At 71.6% G+C, this 16477-nt stretch carries 20 protein-coding genes; 14 read left to right on the top strand and 6 right to left on the bottom strand.

The features are described 5' to 3' along the window. Positions 1-9: 9 nt before the first annotated feature. The 7 genes from AB0M99_RS32415 (at position 10) to AB0M99_RS32385 (ending at position 5058) form a co-directional block, all read left to right on the top strand. A complete protein-coding gene (locus tag AB0M99_RS32415; RefSeq protein WP_365926900.1) occupies positions 10-900 on the top strand; it encodes a DUF5936 domain-containing protein in 891 nt (296 codons plus the stop codon). 3 nt (positions 901-903) lie between these two features. Further along, positions 904-2154, top strand: coding sequence for a histidine kinase (locus AB0M99_RS32410; RefSeq protein WP_365926840.1), 1251 nt, complete (start codon positions 904-906; stop codon positions 2152-2154). After that, positions 2151-2840 carry a response regulator transcription factor gene (locus tag AB0M99_RS32405; protein WP_365926838.1) on the top strand — a complete coding sequence of 230 codons (690 nt, stop codon included), beginning with the start codon at positions 2151-2153 and terminating at the stop codon, positions 2838-2840. The genes AB0M99_RS32410 and AB0M99_RS32405 overlap by 4 nt, the downstream gene beginning before the upstream one ends. A 110-nt stretch (positions 2841-2950) precedes the next feature. Further along, a complete protein-coding gene (locus tag AB0M99_RS32400; protein WP_365926836.1) occupies positions 2951-3190 on the top strand; it encodes a hypothetical protein in 240 nt (79 codons plus the stop codon). Beyond that, the gene (locus AB0M99_RS32395) at positions 3187-3804 is read left to right on the top strand and encodes a pilus assembly protein TadG-related protein (protein ID WP_365926835.1); all 618 of its coding nucleotides are present in this window, start codon (positions 3187-3189) and stop codon (positions 3802-3804) included. The genes AB0M99_RS32400 and AB0M99_RS32395 overlap by 4 nt, the downstream gene beginning before the upstream one ends. A 47-nt stretch (positions 3805-3851) precedes the next feature. Continuing rightward, the gene (locus tag AB0M99_RS32390) at positions 3852-4418 is read left to right on the top strand and encodes a hypothetical protein (RefSeq protein WP_365926833.1); all 567 of its coding nucleotides are present in this window, start codon (positions 3852-3854) and stop codon (positions 4416-4418) included. 4 nt (positions 4419-4422) lie between these two features. Beyond that, positions 4423-5058, top strand: a complete 636-nt coding sequence (locus AB0M99_RS32385) for an OmpA family protein (protein ID WP_365926831.1) — start codon at positions 4423-4425, stop codon at positions 5056-5058. Here AB0M99_RS32385 and AB0M99_RS32380 read toward each other — a convergent pair. Continuing rightward, positions 5055-5645, bottom strand: coding sequence for a TetR/AcrR family transcriptional regulator (locus tag AB0M99_RS32380; RefSeq protein WP_365926829.1), 591 nt, complete (start codon positions 5643-5645; stop codon positions 5055-5057). The genes AB0M99_RS32385 and AB0M99_RS32380 overlap by 4 nt on opposite strands. A gap of 100 nt (positions 5646-5745) precedes the next feature. On the opposite strand from AB0M99_RS32380, the gene AB0M99_RS32375 reads away from it, so the two are divergent. Both AB0M99_RS32375 and AB0M99_RS32370 read left to right on the top strand, forming a co-directional pair. Next, positions 5746-6162, top strand: a complete 417-nt coding sequence (locus tag AB0M99_RS32375; RefSeq protein ID WP_365926827.1) for a nuclear transport factor 2 family protein — start codon at positions 5746-5748, stop codon at positions 6160-6162. 121 nt (positions 6163-6283) lie between these two features. Further along, on the top strand, positions 6284-7117 hold the full coding sequence (locus AB0M99_RS32370; protein ID WP_365926825.1) for an alpha/beta hydrolase: 834 nt from the start codon (positions 6284-6286) through the stop codon (positions 7115-7117). A 3-nt stretch (positions 7118-7120) separates the two neighbouring features. Here AB0M99_RS32370 and AB0M99_RS32365 read toward each other — a convergent pair whose 3' ends face one another. Beyond that, positions 7121-7699, bottom strand: coding sequence for a helix-turn-helix domain-containing protein (locus AB0M99_RS32365; RefSeq protein WP_365926823.1), 579 nt, complete (start codon positions 7697-7699; stop codon positions 7121-7123). 130 nt (positions 7700-7829) lie between these two features. Here AB0M99_RS32365 and AB0M99_RS32360 point away from each other — a divergent pair, with 130 nt between their 5' ends. The 3 genes from AB0M99_RS32360 to AB0M99_RS32350 all read left to right on the top strand — a co-directional run bounded on the left by AB0M99_RS32360 (position 7830) and on the right by AB0M99_RS32350 (position 11097). After that, entirely contained in the window at positions 7830-9407 is a 1578-nt protein-coding gene (locus AB0M99_RS32360; RefSeq protein ID WP_365926898.1) for an MDR family MFS transporter, read from the top strand. A 394-nt stretch (positions 9408-9801) separates the two neighbouring features. After that, positions 9802-10668 carry a polysaccharide deacetylase family protein gene (locus AB0M99_RS32355; RefSeq protein ID WP_365926821.1) on the top strand — a complete coding sequence of 289 codons (867 nt, stop codon included), beginning with the start codon at positions 9802-9804 and terminating at the stop codon, positions 10666-10668. Between the two features lie 102 nt (positions 10669-10770). Beyond that, positions 10771-11097, top strand: a complete 327-nt coding sequence (locus AB0M99_RS32350; protein WP_365926819.1) for a nuclear transport factor 2 family protein — start codon at positions 10771-10773, stop codon at positions 11095-11097. Between the two features lie 24 nt (positions 11098-11121). Here the strand turns inward: AB0M99_RS32350 and AB0M99_RS32345 are convergent, their stop codons facing one another. Then, complete coding sequence (locus AB0M99_RS32345; protein ID WP_365926817.1) at positions 11122-12258, bottom strand: serine hydrolase domain-containing protein; 1137 nt, start codon at positions 12256-12258, stop codon at positions 11122-11124. Between the two features lie 168 nt (positions 12259-12426). On the opposite strand from AB0M99_RS32345, the gene AB0M99_RS32340 reads away from it, so the two are divergent. Next, the gene (locus AB0M99_RS32340) at positions 12427-13056 is read left to right on the top strand and encodes a hypothetical protein (RefSeq protein ID WP_365926815.1); all 630 of its coding nucleotides are present in this window, start codon (positions 12427-12429) and stop codon (positions 13054-13056) included. A 185-nt stretch (positions 13057-13241) separates the two neighbouring features. On the opposite strand, the gene AB0M99_RS32335 is transcribed toward AB0M99_RS32340, so the two are convergent. Beyond that, positions 13242-14525 (bottom strand): extracellular solute-binding protein, encoded by a 1284-nt coding sequence (locus tag AB0M99_RS32335; protein WP_365926813.1) that lies wholly within the window; start codon positions 14523-14525, stop codon positions 13242-13244. A 288-nt stretch (positions 14526-14813) separates the two neighbouring features. Continuing rightward, on the bottom strand, positions 14814-15431 hold the full coding sequence (locus AB0M99_RS32330; RefSeq protein ID WP_365926811.1) for an SMI1/KNR4 family protein: 618 nt from the start codon (positions 15429-15431) through the stop codon (positions 14814-14816). 239 nt (positions 15432-15670) lie between these two features. On the opposite strand from AB0M99_RS32330, the gene AB0M99_RS32325 reads away from it, so the two are divergent. After that, positions 15671-15928 carry a hypothetical protein gene (locus tag AB0M99_RS32325; protein WP_365926809.1) on the top strand — a complete coding sequence of 86 codons (258 nt, stop codon included), beginning with the start codon at positions 15671-15673 and terminating at the stop codon, positions 15926-15928. A gap of 77 nt (positions 15929-16005) precedes the next feature. Here the strand turns inward: AB0M99_RS32325 and AB0M99_RS32320 are convergent, their stop codons facing one another. Further along, positions 16006-16362: a DUF192 domain-containing protein gene (locus AB0M99_RS32320; RefSeq protein ID WP_365926807.1), complete on the bottom strand. Its 357-nt coding sequence runs from the start codon at positions 16360-16362 to the stop codon at positions 16006-16008. Between the last annotated feature and the right edge of the window lie 115 nt (positions 16363-16477).

Genomic DNA, 16477 nt, shown 5'->3' with positions numbered 1-16477 from the left:
GGCGGGATGATTCCACTGCTGCTGGCGCTCGCCGCGGGCGCATCGGTCTTCGGCGTCTTCCACGGCGTCCGCCTCTTCCGGGCGGACGTCAAGCTGCCGACCGACCTGGCACTGGCACTGGAGGTCGGCGCCACGCGTACGACGGCGGTCGGCTCGGCCGTGGACCGCCTCGGCATCCGGTACGCGCCGCTGGTACTGCGCCTGATGGGCCCGAACCAGGTGGCCCGCAAGCGCCGCCAGATCGACATGGCGGGCAACCCGGCCGGCCTGACCATCGACCGCTACGCGGCGCGCCGCGCGGTGTACGGGTTCCTCGGCGCCCTCGGTTGCGTGCTGATGCTGCTCAACGGCCAGCTGGTCCCGGCCCTGCTGATGATCGCGTTCGGGCTGTTCTGGATCGAGGTCGGCCTGTGGTCGGCGATCCGGATCCGCCGCGACCACATCGAGCGGACGCTGCCGGACTTCCTGGACGTACTGGCCGTGGTCGTCAGCGCCGGCCTCGGCTTCCGGCAGGCGCTGGACCGGGTGGCGGCCAAGTACGAGGGCCCGTGGTGCGACGAGATCCGCATCACCCTCCAGCAGATGGACATGGGCGTCAGCCGCCGCCAGGCCTTCGACGACTTGCGGCGGCGCAACGACTCCGAGCAGGTCGCCCAGTTCGTGACCGCCCTCCAGCAGGGCGAGGAACTGGGCTCCCCGATCGTGGAGACCCTCATCGCCATCGCCGAGGACATGCGGCGCACGGACGCCCAGAACGCCCGGCGGCGCGCCGCCCGGGCCGTGCCCAAGGCCACCTTCGCCGTCACCATGTTCATGCTGCCGGGCACGCTGATCCTGCTGGTGTGCGGCTTCGTCTACGGCGCGGACGTCGACTTCGGCGCCATGCTCGGGGGCGGGTGAGCCGTGGCCTCGACCTCGATGGACCTCTCCCCGGCCGGGTGGGCGGGCCCGGCCCCCTCTCCGGCTGCGGCTCCCTCCCCGGCTGCGGCTCCCTCCCCGGCCCTCCAGGCGAACGCGCTCCAGGCGCTGTGCCGCCAGGTCTTCGCGTTCCGGCTGGTGATGATCGCCCTGGGGGCGCCGCTGGCACTGGGACGTACGGCGCACGGGGGGCCGACGTACCTCGTGGGCGGCGCGATCCTGCTCACCTTCATGCTGTCCTACGTGCTCTTCCGCGACTGGGAGCGCTTCGGGCCGCTGCTGCTGCGCCACCGCTGGCTGCTGGCGGCGGACATGGCCTTCAGTGCCCTGCTCCTGGTCACGGCCACGCCCTCGTCGCCGCTCGCCCTCGTGTCGGTCTGCACTCCGCTGCTGGCCGGGCTGGTCTACGGCTGGCGCGGGTCGGCGGTGTACGCGGCCGTCCAGGCGGTCGTCGTGGCCGCGGTGGCGGGCGGCCCGGTGCTGGCCGGCCTCTGCGTACTGGCGGGCGCGGCGGGGGTGTGCCTGCGGGACCTGCTCTTCCGCTTCGGCGCGGCCGGCCAGGCCCTGACCGAGACGCGGGCCCGGCTGGCGGTGGCCGAGGCGGTCCGGGCCGAACGGGACCACCTCGCGCGCGAGATGCACGACTCGGTGTCGAAGACCCTGCACGGCCTGGCGCTGGCCGCGGACGCCCTCGCCCGCACCACGGACCCGGAGGCCGCCCGCCGCCAGGCCGAATCGGTGGCGCGGGCGGCGCGCCGCGCGGCGGCGGAGTCCCGCGAGCTGCTGACGGACCTGCGGCGGGACCTGGACGCGCCGGGGGTCTCGCTGCTGGGCGAACTGCGCGGGCTCGCCGAGGGCGGGGCGGGCGTGGAGCTGCGTACCGCGGGGGTCCTTCCGGTGGTCCCCGCGACGGTGGCGCGCCACCTGCTGGCGGTGGCATCGGAGGCGCTGGAGAACGCCCGGCGGCACGCGGGAGCCTCGCGGACCGTCGTCGAAGCGGCCGTCTCGGCCACGCACTTGACCCTGACGGTCGAGGACGACGGCTGCGGCCTCGCGGGCGACGGCCTCGACCTGCCTTCGCTGCACGGCGCGGGCCACTTCGGCCTGCTCGGCATGGCGGAGCGCGCGGCCGCGATCGGAGCCCGCCTCCACATCGGCGCCCGCCCGGCCGGCCCGGGCACCCGGGTGCGCCTGGCCCTCCCGCTGGCGGCCCTGACCCCGGAGGGGGGCCCGTGACGCCGCCGCTCAGCGTGCTCATCGCCGACGACAACCCGGTCGTACGGGCGGGCCTCGCGGCCCTGCTGGCCACGGTCGACGGCCTCGAAGTCGCGGCCCAGGCGGCGGACGGCCGCGAGGCCCTGCGCCTCGCCCGGCTGCACGCCCCGGACGTGATCCTGCTGGACGTCCGCATGCCCGGCGTGGACGGCATCTCGGCGCTGCCGCACCTGGTGGGGCTGGCCCCGGTGCTGATGCTGACGTACAGCCAGGAGTCGGAGGTCGTCCGGGAGGCCCTGCTGCTTGGCGCGGGCGGCTACTTGGTGCACGGCGAGTTCACGCCGGACCAGCTGGCCGAGGCGGTACGGAACGTCTGCGCGGGCCGCGCCCATTTCAGCCCGACGGCGGCGAGCGCGGTGCTCGCGGAGCTCAGGACCTCTTCGCATCCGCAACGAACTGTGGCACAGTCTTCTGAGCGGCTGCACAACTCGCTGGCCTTCGGGCTGAGTTCGAGGGAGGTGGAGATCATGGATCTGATCGCGTCCGGGATGAGTAACCAGCAGATCGCCGCCGCCTGCTTCATCAGCGAGAAGACGGTCAAGAACCACATCAACCGCATCTTCGCCAAGCTCCAGAGCACGACCCGCAGCGGTGCGATAGCCCGCTGGCTGGGAACAGCCCGTCCGGGGGTGGCTGGACATGGGTAGACGGCATGCGCAGTGGGTCCGTATTTGGGCCCCGGGACCCTTGGTCCCGAACGCCGTCCGGCCGTACCGTCCGCAAATCGACAGCGGCACCCGACCGGGAGGTTCCCCTCATGGCACACAACACGCTGCTGAAGGCGATCGTCAACGCGAAGATCCGGACGAGCGGTTGGGTGCGCGGGCTCCAGTCCCGGGACCGGGACCGGGGTCAGACGGCTTTCGAATACCTCGGGATCATCCTCGTGGTCGTGGTCATCATCGGAGCGATCGTCGGTACGGGCATCGGCACGGCGATCACGGACCGGATCGGCGCGGCCGTGCAGGCGGTTACGGCTGGTGGCGGGAAGAAATGACCTCGGGTCGCTTCCGCGACCGTGGGCAGGCCTTCCCCATCTTCATGGTGGCGGTGGTGGGCCTGCTCTTCGCCGCACTGGCCTACTTCGCCTTCGGGCAGGCTTCCGTCATCCGCAGCAACGCCCAGAAGGCGGCTGACGCCGGGGCGCTGGCAGCTGCGCGAGATGCCAGGAACACGCTGCTGGGCGGCTTCAACCCGGCCGCGTTCAAGCGGGAGGACTGGAGCAAGCTGCTCGACGGGAAGCTGTTCGACGCCAAGGCGGGCTGCGCCGCGGCGAAGAACTTCGCACGCGACAACGGGTCGACCGCGGCCTGCGACGCGTCGGAGTTTCCGCGCTTCACCGTCACCGCCACGACGGCCCACGCGATAGGCGACTCGGTCGTTCCCGGCGCCGCCGGAACACCGGGCGTTGCCACCGCGACCGCGGTGATCAAACCGCGGTGCACCCTGTCCCCGCCGCCCGATGCGGGCGACGATCCGCCGGCCGAGGGCACGCCGCTGCCCGTCGACTTCAAGTGCAGCGGCGCGGATCCCATTCGCCTCGACCCTTCGAAGCCCCCGACCTGGCCGGAGCTGGCGCACAAGCTCTTCAGCGTGAACCTGGTCAAGTAAGAGCCACGAGAGACAAGGAACCGGAATTGATGAGCGTTCGGCACAGGGTGAAGGTCCGCGGGGGAGCGGCCGTTGCGGTTGCGGCGGTCTTGGCCCTCACAGTGGCCGGATGCGGTGGCGACGACGACAAGGCGAAGCCGGAGGACAAGCCGAGCGCGCCGCAGTCGCAGGCCGGTTCGGCCAAGACCTCTCCCAAGGCAACCCCGAGCGCTCAGCCCACCGAGGTGCTCGCCACGTCGAACGGCGATCCGGGCATCGTCCTGACCATCAATTCGGCCGTGCGCGACCCGAGCGGATTCGTCACGGTCAGCGGCCAGATCAAGAACGGCGGCGACGAGGTCTTCACGAAGATCACGGCCTGGCGTGGCGATGAGCGGGACGCCAGCGGCACGTCGGTGGCGGGCGCGAGCTTGATCGACAAGGCCGGCAAGAAGCGGTACTACGTGCTCCGGGACACCGAGAGCCGCTGCCTCTGCACGACCGGCATCACCCGCATCGATCCCGGCACGTCCATCCCGTTCTTCGCCCAGTTCCCGTCGCCTCCGGCCTCCACGACCGAGGTCGACTTCACGCTTCCCACGTTCGCCACGGCCACCGTCAAACTCTCCGGGTGACCCCATGACCACACGCCACCGAACCACCGCCGCCACAGCCGTCGTCGGCCTCGTCATCGCCGGGGGACACCTCATCGGCGCGACCGCCGCCTACGCCGATGACCCCAAGCCGTCCGTGCCGCCGGGAACGGAACCGTCCGCCTCCGCGCCCGTGGCCATCGACTCCAACTCGCCGGGGCTGAAGATCCCCCAAGGCGGAACCCTCGCGCCCGTCAAGGTGCTCGACATCGCCGAGGTCGTCGAGGACCTCGGCGGGGAGCAGCGGCGGCAGGAGACCAACCAGACCGTCATGATGGCGCTCCAGTCCGAGGTGCTCTTCCCCGAGAACAGCGCCGTCTTCAACGCCCAGGCGGCCGCGCGGATACAGGCCATCGCCAACGAGATCAACCAGCAGAAGGCGACCCGCGTGCGCGTCTTCGGGTTCACCGACGACCAGGGCAGCTACGAGCACGGCAAGGAGCTGTCCAAGCAGCGCGCCGATGCCGTGCAGGCGGAGCTGTCCAAGACGGTCACCAACCCGGGTGTCGTCTTCGACGTGCGCGGCTACAGCGAGGACTACCCGATCGCCGACAACGGCACCGAGGAAGGCCGGAAGAAGAACCGCCGCGTCGAGATCACCTTCCCCCGGAGCACGCCCTAGCGGTCCAGGTCCAGGTCCAGGTCCAGGTCCCGGTCGCGGTCCCCGTCCCCGGTCCGGGCCCGGACCAGCGTCGCCGCGGCCTCGGCCGCGTGCCGGGCCGGGGCCGGGCCGGGGGTGAGGGCGGCGACCGCCGTCGCGCCCTCGACCAGGATCAGCAACTGGTCCGCCAGGCCGTCCCGGTCCGGGCCGGCGAGTTCGGCCAGCAGCGCCCGCAGCTCCGCCTTGTGGCGGCGTACGACGTCCAGGATCCCGGCGGGGCCCGCGCCCAGCTCCCCGTACGCGTTCAGGAACGCGCAGCCCCGGAAGCCCGGCTCCGAGAACCACTCCGCCAGCCAGTCGAAGACGGCCGCGACGGGGTCGGCGGCCCCGGCCACCGCGTCCCGCAGGCCGGCCATCCAGCGGCGGTCGCGACGGTCCAGGTACGCCGTGACCAGGGATTCCTTGGCGGGGAAGATCCGGTAGAGCCGCTTGAGCGGCACGCCCGACTCCGCGCGGATGCGGTCCATGCCGACGGCCTGGATGCCCTCGGCGTAGAACAGCGCCTCCGCCGCGTCCAGCAGTCGGGTCCGGGCTTCTTCGTCGTCCATGAGGGCAGCGTAGTCCAGTTCCGCTTGCGGCGAGAACGTGCGTTCTCTACTCTGAGAACGCACGTTCTCCCCGCCGGAAGTACCGCGAGAGGTGACCGCCATGACTGCCGTACGCCCGCCCCTGCCCCCCTTCACCGAGGAGAGCGCCCGCGCCAAGGTCCAGGCCGCCGAGGACGCCTGGAACAGCCGGGACCCCGAGCGGGTCTCCCTCGCCTACACCGAGGACTCGGTCTGGCGGAACCGCGACCGCTTCCTCACCGGCCGCACCGAGATCCGCGCCTTCCTCGCCGACAAGTGGGAGCGCGAGCTCGACTACCGGCTGCGCAAGGAACTGTGGGCGTACACCGGCAACCGCATCTCCGTGCGCTTCGAGTACGAGTGGCACGACACCGCCGGCCAGTGGTGGCGCAGCCACGGCAACGAGCAGTGGGAGTTCGACGAGGCAGGCCTGATGCGACGCCGCGAGGCCAGCATCAACGACGTCCCGATCGCCGAGCAGGACCGTCGCATCGGGTAATCCGGACGTGTGAGGTTGCGGCCCCGGAGGTTGGGCGGCCCGGCTCGCGGTATGTGTCCGGGTACGGCGGGGCCCCGGCCCCGCCGGCCCACGAACCCCGGCCCCGGTGAGGAGGCTCGGCATGGCACGGGCCAGAGCGAACGGCGTCGACCTCTTCTACGACCTCCACGGTGACGGCGGCAACGGCGCCGAGCCCCTGGTGCTGGTGCACGGTTCCTGGATCGACCACCGCACCTGGCGGGACCTCGTCCCGCACCTCGCCCGGTCGTTCCGGGTCCTCGCCTACGACCGGCGGGGCCACGGCCGCAGCGCGAGCCCGCCGGGTCGGGGCAGCCGCAGGCAGGACGAGGACGACCTCGCCGCGCTCATCGAGGCCCTGGACCTCGCCCCGGCCCACGTCGTCGGCAACTCCTTCGGCGCGGCGACCGCGCTGGGCCTCGCCGCCCGCCGTCCCGAGCTGCTGCGCAGCCTCGCGGCGCACGAGCCCCCGCTCGTCGGCGTCGTGCCGGGGCGCGACTTCCACGTGCAGGGCGCCAGGGACAGCCTCGCCGCCGTGCGGGCCGCACTGCGCGCGGGCGAGAGCGAGGCGGCCGCACGGTGCTTCGTGGAGGAAGTGGCCCTCGGGCCGGGCGTGTGGCCACAGCTGCCGCGGGCCCTGCGGGAGCTGTTCGTCGCCAACGCCCCCACCTTCGCGGACGAGCTGGCCGACCCGCACTGGTGCACCCTCGACCTCGCCGCCCTCTCCGGCTACCAGGGCCCCGCCCTGCTGACCTCGGGCAGCCTCAGCCCGGCCTGGTTCCCGCCGATCCTCGCCGAACTCGCTCCCGCGCTCGGCCGGGCCCGGGTCCGGACCCTGGAGGGCGACGGCCACGACCCCCACGTCGCCCACCCGGCGCGCTACGCCGACACCCTCACCGCCTTCATCCGCGACTCGGGCCGCCCCACCGCGCCGTAGTCCCTACGACTCCTGGTGGGCCTGCGTGATGAGGTCCGTGGCGACCTCCAGCGCAGCCTGCCGGGTCTCCTCCGGGTCGCCCTCCACGTGCTGGAGGAACATCATTCCCGCGTGCAGCGTGAACAGTGCGCTCACGCACCGCACCTGGTCGGCCAGCGGCCCGTCCTCCGTGCGGAGCAGGTCGGTCAGGGCGAACAGCCGCTTCTTGACCGTCTCGCCGATGGTCAGCTCCCGCATGGTCGCCTGGTTCTCCTGCATGAACCGGTACAGGGACGCGCCGCCCGCCATCGCCTCGCTGTAGCGCCGCAGGACCTCGCGCTTCATCTCCAGCGTGCGCGGCTGCTGCTCCGCCCATTCGATCAGCTCGTCGATCGGCCGCGTGACGTCGTCGAAGATGCTGATGATGATGTCTTCCTTGGTCTTGAAGTGGTAGTACAGCGCCGCCTTCGTGACCTCCAGCCGCTCCGCGATCTCGCGCAGCGACGTCTTCTCGTACCCCTGCTCGGCGAAGAGCTCCAGCGCGACGTCCTGGATGCGCTGACGCGTGTTGCCGCGACGCTGCTGCGGACTGCTGGTGGACATCGGCTCTCCCCAAAAAATACTTACTTGACGCCCGGCTAGTTACGGGTCTACCGTCCCCAGTGTAGTGAACTAGCCGGGCGACAAGTAAGTCCCGGCGCGGGTGTGTGCAGGGGAGCGGAAGATGGTCGAGATGACGAAGACGGCGGAGACCTCGGAGGAGGTGAAGCCGCGCAGCGTGCGAGTGGTCCTGATGGCCCTCATGATCGCGATGCTGCTGGCCATGCTCGACAACATGATCATCGGTACCGCGATGCCCACGATCGTCGGCGAGCTCGGCGGCCTGGAGCACCTGTCATGGGTGGTCACCGCCTACACGCTGGCCACCGCGGCCTCGACCCCCATCTGGGGCAAGATCGGCGACATGTACGGGCGGAAGGGTTCCTTCCTCACCTCCATCGTCATCTTCCTGATCGGCTCCGCGCTCAGCGGCATGGCCCAGGACATGGGCCAGCTCATCGGCTTCCGCGCCATCCAGGGCCTCGGCGCCGGCGGTCTGATGGTCGGCGTCATGGCGATCATCGGCGACCTGATCCCGCCCCGAGAGCGCGGCAAGTACCAGGGCATGATGGCCGGCGTGATGGCCCTCGCCATGATCGGCGGACCGCTGGTCGGCGGCACCATCACCGACCACATGGGCTGGCGCTGGTCCTTCTACATCAACCTCCCGCTCGGGGCCGTGGCCCTCGCCATGGTGTCGGCCGTTCTGCACCTGCCCAAGAAGAGGTCGCAGGGCAAGATCGACTACCTCGGCGCGGCCCTGCTGACCATCGCGATCACCTCCACCGTGCTCGTCACCACTTGGGGCGGCACCGAGTACGCCTGGGGTTCGGGCGAGATCATCGGCCTGGTCGCCGTCGGCATCGTGTCCACCGCGGCGTTCCTCTACGCCGAGACCAGGGCCGCCGAGCCCGTCATGCCGCTGCACATCTTCCGCAGCCGCAACTTCACCCTCATGTCCGTGATCGGCTTCCTGGTCGGCTTCGCGATGTTCGGCGGCGTGCTCTACCTGCCGCTCTTCCAGCAGTCGGTGCAGGGTGCCTCCGCCACCAATTCCGGTCTGCTGCTCCTGCCGATGCTGCTCTCGATGATGGCCGTCTCGCTGATCGCGGGCCGCGTCACCACCAACAGCGGCAAGTACAAGATCTTCCCGATCGTCGGCGGCGCGCTCATGGTCGTCGGGCTCTTCCTGCTCGCGACGATGGACACCGGCACCAGCCGGCTGATGTCCGGCGTGTACATGGCCATCCTCGGAGCCGGTCTCGGCTTCCTGATGCAGATCACCATGCTGGTCGCGCAGAACAGCGTCGAGATGAAGGACATGGGCGTCGCCTCCTCCTCGGCCACCCTCTTCCGCACGCTCGGCGGCTCCTTCGGCGTCGCCCTGATGGGCTCGCTCTTCACCACCCGGGTCACGGACACCATGTCCGAGCGCCTCGGCCCGCAGGCCGCCGGCGCCGCCGGTTCGGCCCAGTTGGACGCGGCGAGCCTGGCGAAGCTGCCGGAGGCCGTGCGCGACGCCTACCAGCACGCCGTCGCCGCCGGTACGCACTCGGCGTTCCTGCTCGGCGCGGGCGTCGCCGTACTGGGCTTCCTGGCGGCCTGGTTCGTCAAGGAGGTCCCGCTGCGGGGCGCCGGCCCGGCCCAGGCCGGCGGCGCACCGGGCGAGGAGCAGGCGGCCCGGGCCCCGCAGGCCTCCGTCGCCCACTGAGCCACCCCGACCCGCAAGCCCCGTCCCGCAAGGCCCGGCCCCGGTGGACGACGCGTCCGCCGGGGCCGGGCCTTTGCGTTTCGGGCCGCCGCCCCCAGCCCCTCCGTACGCCGTTGCCGAAAGGGCCGTCAGAACGAGGACCGGAACGACCCGGGAGAGTGCCTGGCGCATCACTGGGTAAACCCCCTGGCACGGTCAGGGTCTTGTGGCCCCGAGGCGTTCGCCAGGAGGTTGATCCCTTTCCGTCCGGTTTCAAGCGGGCCGGAATTCGGGACACTTAGGGACCAAGGTCCCATTAGCTGGAATTTATGGGGGAATTGGCTGGAACCCCTCCGTGGAATGAAGCGTCCTGACCTGCGAGACGCTCACAAGGCGGATGGGGAGTGGACAGCTGATGACCCGTACGGACACGGACACCGACACGCGCGCGGACAAGCCCGGCGCACTGCGCGCGTACACGCAGGGCGCCAAGGCCCGAATAGCCATCGCGGCAGCGGCCGCGGCCGTGGCGGCGACGGTGTGGGGAGTGACCGCCGTCGTCGATACGGGCCACCACCCCAGGCACGAGAACGCCGCCCGCCGGACGGACGACCCCGCGAACGGCGGCGGCGGATCCCCCCGGGCCCCCGGGGCGCAGCAGGTGCCCGAGGGCATTGCCCACGACTCGGAGGCCGGCAAGGGCGCCGTCAACATCACCATCGACGACGGGCCGGACCCCACGTGGACCCCGAAGGTCCTGGACCTGCTGAAGCAGTACGACGTGAAGGCGACCTTCTGCATGACCGGCCCGCAGGCCAAGGACCACCCCGACCTGGTCAAGAAGGTCGTCGCGGGCGGCCACCGGCTGTGCGACCACACCATGGACCACAACACGGGGATGGACAAGAAGCCCGTGGAGTACCAGCAGCAGCAGATCCTGGACGCGAAGAAGCTGATCGAGGACGCCGCGGGCGGCGGGGCCAAGGTGGAGTACTACCGCGCCCCCGGCGGCGCGTTCACCCCCGACAGCCGGCGCATCGCCGCGGCGAACGGCATGCGCCCGCTCGGCTGGAACGTCGACAGCAAGGACTTCAGCAAGCCGGGCGCGGCGGCCATCGTCAACACGGTCAAGAGCGAGATCAAGAACGGTGCGACCGTCCTCTTCCACGACGGCGGCGGCAACCGCTCCCAGACCGTCGAAGCCCTGGAGCAGGTGCTGTCCTGGCTCAAGGCCGAAGGGCGCCCGACCGGGTTCCCGGTCGTCACCGGCCCCTCCTCCTGACACGCCGTCCGGCGGCGAACGGGTGACGGTCGCCGCCCCGGCCCGGCCGGAGGTGTTCCCTGGTCGCGCACCCAGCACCGCACGCCCGACCAGGAGGCACCCGTGCCCATCAGCCCCGACAGACTGTCCGACGCCACCGTCGGTGCCCTCGTCACCGCCGTCAACGCACACGACAGGGCGGCCTTCCTCGCGCTCCTGACCCCCGACGCGACCATGTCCGACGACGGCTCGGACCGCGATCTGCACGACTGGATCGACCGGGAGATCTTTGACTCCGGCGGCCACATGGACGTCCAGAAGGAGACCGACGGCGGCCGCGCCCTCGTCGTCGACTACCGCAACGACACCTGGGGCGAGATGCGCACCGCCTGGCGGTTCGACGTCACCGGCGACGGCCGGATCAGCCGCTTCGAGACCGGCCAGGCCTGAGCCGGTCAGGCCTGGCCGGGGCCCTCACAGCCCCCGCGCCACCGCCAGCACCGCCGCCGTCAGGCCCGCGTTCTCCGGGGCCAGCCCGCCGGGGAAGCCGAAGCGGCGGCGCGTGTACCCGTACGCGATCCCCGTCACCGGGTCGGCGAAGCCCTGCCCGCCCGCCGCGCCGGAGTGCCCGAAGGCCTGCGGACCCACGGCCGGCTGCTGCTCGAAGCCCAGCCCGAAGTGGTCCGGCTCGCCCGTCACCCGGTCCTCGCCCGCGAGCTGGAGCCGCGCGACCTCGGCCGCCGTCTCCGGCTTCAGCAGCGGACCGAGGCCGCCCAGCCCGCTGACCGCCGCCGCGTAGAGCGCCGCCACGCCCCGCGCCGAGCCGGTGCCGCCCGCCGAAGCCGGACCGAGCTCCCGTACCCGGGGGTGGTTCGCGTACGCCACCAGGTCCATCGGGGGCTCCCGGTGCAGGTTGAACGCCACCGGCAGCAGCGCCGGCGGCGCGGCCGGGTCCGCCGCCCGCGCGGCGAGCTGCCCGGGAGTCGGCCGCATCTCCAGCACCGGTGCCAAGCGGTCCGCCACGGCCGCGTCCGCCGGCAGGCCCATGTACAGGTCGAGCCCGTACGGGGCCCGGATCCGCTCCTCGTACAGCTCCTGCAGCGAGCGCCCCGTCGCCCGCCGGACCACCTCGCCGGTCAGTGCGCCGATCACGAAGGCGTGGTAGCCGTACGCGGTTCCGGGCTCCCAGTACGGCTTCTGCCGCGCGAGGCGCGCCGCGATCACCGCGTCGTCCGCCATCTCGTCGTAGTCGAAACCCGCGTCGGTGTTGACCAGACCGGACTGGTGGGCGACCAGCTGCCGCACCGTCAGCCGCTCCTTGCCGTCCCCGGTGAACTCGGGCCAGTACGCCGACACCGGCCGCTCCAGGTCCAGTGCGCCCTCCTGCACGAGCAGCGCCACCACCAGGTGGGCGGCGCCCTTGGTGATGGAGAAGACCCCGCTCAGGGTGTCCGGCCCGGTGCTCTCGCCCGCGTACAGGTCGACCACGCGCCGGCCGTGGTGGTGCACCGCCAACTGGGCCTCGGGCGACACCTCCTCGGCCGCGACGAAGGCCGCGAACTCCTCGCGTACGGGCTCCCAGCCCGGGGCCACCGTTCCGTTCACGCTCATGCCGTCCCCCTGACGATCGTGCTGCCGTGTCGTGATCACCAACGGGCGGGCCCGGGGCGGATATTCCGCGCCGCGGGTGATTCCGCGGCCGTACGCGTGCGCTTCCCGTACGGGTGAAAGGGCGCCCGGCGTCGTTCCGGCCCGCCGGGGCCTCCCGTTGGACCCGGCATGAACCGCACCCGCATCGCCGCTCTCGCCCTCGCCACCGCAGCGGCGGCCCTCGCCCCGGCCCTCGGCCAGGGCGCCGCCACCGCCGCGGACGGTACGACGTACCTCCAGGACCCGGGCGGTGGCGAGAAGGCGATGAAGTCGATGTGGACCAAGGACGAGATGCACAAGGTGGAGGCGCAGTTCCGCTTCCAGCCCTCGATCCAGTACAAGACGGTCCCCGGCCCCGGGCCCAAGGGCGCCGAGAGCTACGAGCGCCGGATCCCCGACCCGAAGACGCTCGCCTGGCAGCCGGTGTTCGAGTTCGCCTGGTCGGTGTCGGACTCGGTGGGGGTGAAGAAGGCGCTGACGACCAAGGACGGCAAGCAGGCGATCGTCGTGCACGCGGTGCTGGTACGCCGCGACGGGTCGAAGGCCGCGGAAGTGCGCCAGGAGCTGGCCAACCGGCCGGCGACGGGCCGTACGAAGGTTCCGGGCGGCAAGCGGATCGCGTGTGACACCGGTGAGTACACGGTGAAGTGGGACGTCACGCGCACGGGCTACGGGACCCTCAGCGGCTCCCTGCCCTGGAACTCCAGCTGCGAGCAGTACCGCACGGCGTTCTCCCAGGACCTCGGCAAGCAGCCCTAGCGGCGGGGCGCGGGGCGCGGACGCGGGCGCGCGGCCGGTCAGGAGGGTGGGCCGGCCGCCCCGCGCACCTTGTGGGTGCTCGGCGGGCGACTGGGCCGCGGCCTTGGATCAAGTGCCGTAGCAGCCATGATGCCGCAAGGGATGCGGTGCGGCAGGGGCCGAAAGTCCTCGGTTCGCAGGGCCGTTCAGCGCTTCCTGGCCGCTTCGTTCGCCTTGGAGGCGATCTCCTCCAGGACGGCCTTGGGGTCGCCGGACGGTTCCACGGCGCGCCCGATGTTGCGCTTGATGGTGTCGCTGACCGTCACCCAGGACGGGTCGTTCACCGGGTAGAGCTGGGCGCCGCGCAGGGCGGTCAGGAACTGCTGGTCGTGGTTGTCGATCCCGCCGCCGCCGGCCGGGGTGCGGGAGGCCGAGACGGTGGACGGCAGCAGGTGGTAGCGGCCCGCGAACTCCGACAGGTTCTTGTCCTGGTAGACGAAGTCGAGGAACTTGCCGATCTCCGTGCGGTGGCCGTTCTGCTTGAACGCCATCATCCAGTCGGCCACGCCCACGGTCGGCGGGGTCTCCCCGGAACCGAGGTTGTCGGCGACCGGCATGGAGACGGTGCCGACGCCGATGCCCTTGGCGCGTGCCTCGTGGGCGAGCGACGGGTAGCCGTTGAGCATGCCGACCTCGCCGCGCGTGAAGGCGGCGAAGGCGTCCGCGCGGTTGAGCTGGGCCGGCGGGGTGGGGCCGACCAGACCGGGGGCGACCAGGTTGTCCTTGATCCAGCGCAGGGTCTGGATGTTCTGGTCGGAGGCCAGGTTGTAGTTGCCGCTGCTGTCGGCGTAGCCGCCGCCGTTGCTGAGCTCCCAGATCATCGCCTCGGCGTGCGCCTCCTCCGGGCCCAGGGGCATGGCGTACGGGTACTTCACGCCCTTGTCCTTGAGCGCCTTGGCCGCGGCCTTCAGGTCCGACCAGGTCTTGGGGGCGGAGAGGCCGGCCTTCGAGAAGAGGCCCTCGTTGTAGAAGAGGAGGCGGCTGCTCGCCACGAACGGCAGTCCGTAGAGGGTGTTGCCGACGGAACCGGCTTCGGCGAGCGGCTGGAGGAAGTTCGCCTCGGCGGTGACCGAGAGGAGTTCGTCCGCGGAATAGAGCTTGCCCTGCGCCGCGAAGTCCGAGTAGGAGCCCATCAGGGCCATGTCCGGCGCTTTGCCGGCCTTGACCATACGGGAGACCTCGCGGTCGATGTCGGCCCAGGGAATGAGCTGCACCTCGACCTTGAGGCCCGGGTTGGCCGTGGTGAAATCACCGGTCACCTTGTCCCAGAAGGCCTTGGAACTGGTCGCCGGGGTATCGCCGTATTCGGCGGCGACGAGCCGGAGCGTGCCGCCACCTGCGCCGCCGCCCGTGGAACCGCATCCGGCCAGTGGTGCCAGCAGGCCGAGCACGACCGCGGTGGCGGCCGTGCCGAAAATTCTTCGTCGCACGGGTGTATTCCCCTGATTTTCTTTTGATTCCCGTTACTACTTATGAGTTGCTCCGGGCGGCGGTGTCCCTCCTTGGCCCGTTGGCCGGAATTCTCTCCTGAACGCGGGTGGTTGATTCCATTGGGTCGGCACTTGTGGTCAATGCTCCAAGTGCGACTTTTCCGGATGGTGTTTTCCGATATGTGATCAACAATTCGGACGCGCGTAGACATGCCGAAAAGCCCGTTTCCGGCCACGAAAGGGGCCGGGAACGGGCTGAGGGGAGGAAGCGAGGGGGAGGGGGTGTTGTCAGTCGGCGAAGTCGCCGGCGTACGGGTCCGGCTCGCCCGTCTCGGGGTTGCGGCCCTCCTGCCAGCGGCGCTGGGCCTTGCGCCAGTGCACGAAGCTGAGGTGCCCGCCGTCCCAGAAGGTGATGCTGACGGGGCTCACGTCGAACTCGTCCGAGCAGAGCCGGTAGAGGAATTCGGCCATGCCGTACGGGTACACGGCGAAGGAGTCGGCGGTGTGCCGCCCGACGACCAGCACCGGCCAGCGGTCCGGGTCCGGGTCGGTGGTGAGCCAGCACAGGATGTCGGAGCCGCCGGTCACGCCCCAGGCGATGATCGACTCCGGGTCCACGTCGAAGGCGGCCCGGCCGCCCTCCGATCCCCAGACCTGGCGGGCGTTGTCCGTCTCCTCCGCCATCCCGGCGGGGTCCCACTGGAGCCCCGGCTTGGGCAGCGGCAGCAGGATGCTCGCCTCGCCGTTGATGGAACCCGCGCCGAAGCGGCCCATGAAGGCGACGAAGTCGGCCGGGAAACGGGTGCCCCAGGTGGCCTCCGCCGCCCGCCAGTCGACGTCCTCGTCGGCGCCGTGCGTCGCCGGCATGATCTGCTCCAGCGCCTTGATCCGCGCGTTCTCCGTCATGCCGCTCCCCTGACACCCCAGCCCAACCGCCCCAACCTACCGCCCGGGACCCCGGGGTCCTAGATGCGTCTCGCCGGGTGGTGCTCCGGAGGGGGCGCGCGACGGCGGCGCGGAGTGTCGAAACGATTCGGCTGCGGTCATTGGAGTGAACTGCCGTTCCCGTCGGCGCCTCCGGTCGGTTGGACCGGCCGGTGCGCGGATCGATCTGCGCGTCGTTTCCACAGATTCTTAGGGGAGTCATGCGTATTCGTTCTGCTGTCACCGCGTCCGCCCTGGCCGTCGGCATCCTGCTGGGCGGGGCCGGCGCGTCCCTGGCCAACGACGGGCTCGACATCGAGGGCTTCAAGGGCGGCCACGCCGCCGCCTCCTCCGACTGCTCCTCCTTCGCCGCGGTGCCCGCCACCAAGCCCGGCTACACCGGCCCCACCTACGCGGCGCACTGCGCCACCGACAGCAACAAGGAGTGGGCGGCCGGCTTCCACCTCGGCGCCCACTGACCCACGGGCTCGCGCCACGGGGGCGGACCGACGGCTACCGTCGGCCGCCCCCGTGGTGTTTTCGGCGCCGGGCGGGTTCACCGCCCGGCGGGCCGGATCTCCACGCGGGTCCCGACCCGCAGGCCCCAGGCGGCCATCGCGCCCGCCTCGGCCTCCAGGATGTGCCGGGACCGCAGACGCGGGAGCCCGAGGCGGCCGGGGCGCATGGTGGTCAGCGCGATGACACCGAGGTTGCGGTCCAGGTACGCCACGTCGATGGCGAAGCGCATCCGGAACGTGTGCACGCTGCCCGCCGGGGTCAGCAGCAGCGCCCCGGCGATGCCGTCCCGCCCGAGGAGCCCGCGGGTGCGGGCCCGGTACGAGGCGGCGATCTCCAGCGGCACCGCCACCGGGCCGGCCCCGAGCTCGGCCCTGCCGTCCTGCCAGTTCGCCATGCGGGCCACCCTAGGGGGTGTCTGGCGGATCAGGGCCGGGCCCGGCCCTGGTCCGCCCCACCCCCCCTAGGGGGGCCGGGCCGCCCGGCCCGGGCCCCGGGCCGCGGCCGCCCGG

The sequence above is a fragment of the Streptomyces sp. NPDC051183 genome, from assembly GCF_040682455.1.
Classification (GTDB): domain Bacteria; phylum Actinomycetota; class Actinomycetes; order Streptomycetales; family Streptomycetaceae; genus Streptomyces.
This window is presented reverse-complemented; position numbering and strand designations above follow the sequence as displayed.

Bases quoted from the DNA above. Each gene is read 5' to 3' on its own strand.
- AB0M99_RS32345 (WP_365926817.1), bottom strand. From the start codon at position 12,258: ATGAGCGTGAACGGAACGGTGGCCCCGGGCTGGGAGCCCGTACGCGAG.
- AB0M99_RS32325 (WP_365926809.1), top strand. From the start codon at position 15,671: ATGCGTATTCGTTCTGCTGTCACCGCGTCCGCCCTGGCCGTCGGCATC.
- AB0M99_RS32365 (WP_365926823.1), bottom strand. From the start codon at position 7,699: ATGTCCACCAGCAGTCCGCAGCAGCGTCGCGGCAACACGCGTCAGCGC.
- AB0M99_RS32395 (WP_365926835.1), top strand. From the start codon at position 3,187: ATGACCTCGGGTCGCTTCCGCGACCGTGGGCAGGCCTTCCCCATCTTC.
- AB0M99_RS32360 (WP_365926898.1), top strand. From the start codon at position 7,830: ATGACGAAGACGGCGGAGACCTCGGAGGAGGTGAAGCCGCGCAGCGTG.
- AB0M99_RS32330 (WP_365926811.1), bottom strand. From the start codon at position 15,431: ATGACGGAGAACGCGCGGATCAAGGCGCTGGAGCAGATCATGCCGGCG.
- AB0M99_RS32370 (WP_365926825.1), top strand. From the start codon at position 6,284: ATGGCACGGGCCAGAGCGAACGGCGTCGACCTCTTCTACGACCTCCAC.
- AB0M99_RS32320 (WP_365926807.1), bottom strand. From the start codon at position 16,362: ATGGCGAACTGGCAGGACGGCAGGGCCGAGCTCGGGGCCGGCCCGGTG.
- AB0M99_RS32385 (WP_365926831.1), top strand. From the start codon at position 4,423: ATGACCACACGCCACCGAACCACCGCCGCCACAGCCGTCGTCGGCCTC.
- AB0M99_RS32380 (WP_365926829.1), bottom strand. From the start codon at position 5,645: ATGGACGACGAAGAAGCCCGGACCCGACTGCTGGACGCGGCGGAGGCG.
- AB0M99_RS32400 (WP_365926836.1), top strand. From the start codon at position 2,951: ATGGCACACAACACGCTGCTGAAGGCGATCGTCAACGCGAAGATCCGG.
- AB0M99_RS32340 (WP_365926815.1), top strand. From the start codon at position 12,427: ATGAACCGCACCCGCATCGCCGCTCTCGCCCTCGCCACCGCAGCGGCG.
- AB0M99_RS32375 (WP_365926827.1), top strand. From the start codon at position 5,746: ATGACTGCCGTACGCCCGCCCCTGCCCCCCTTCACCGAGGAGAGCGCC.
- AB0M99_RS32355 (WP_365926821.1), top strand. From the start codon at position 9,802: ATGACCCGTACGGACACGGACACCGACACGCGCGCGGACAAGCCCGGC.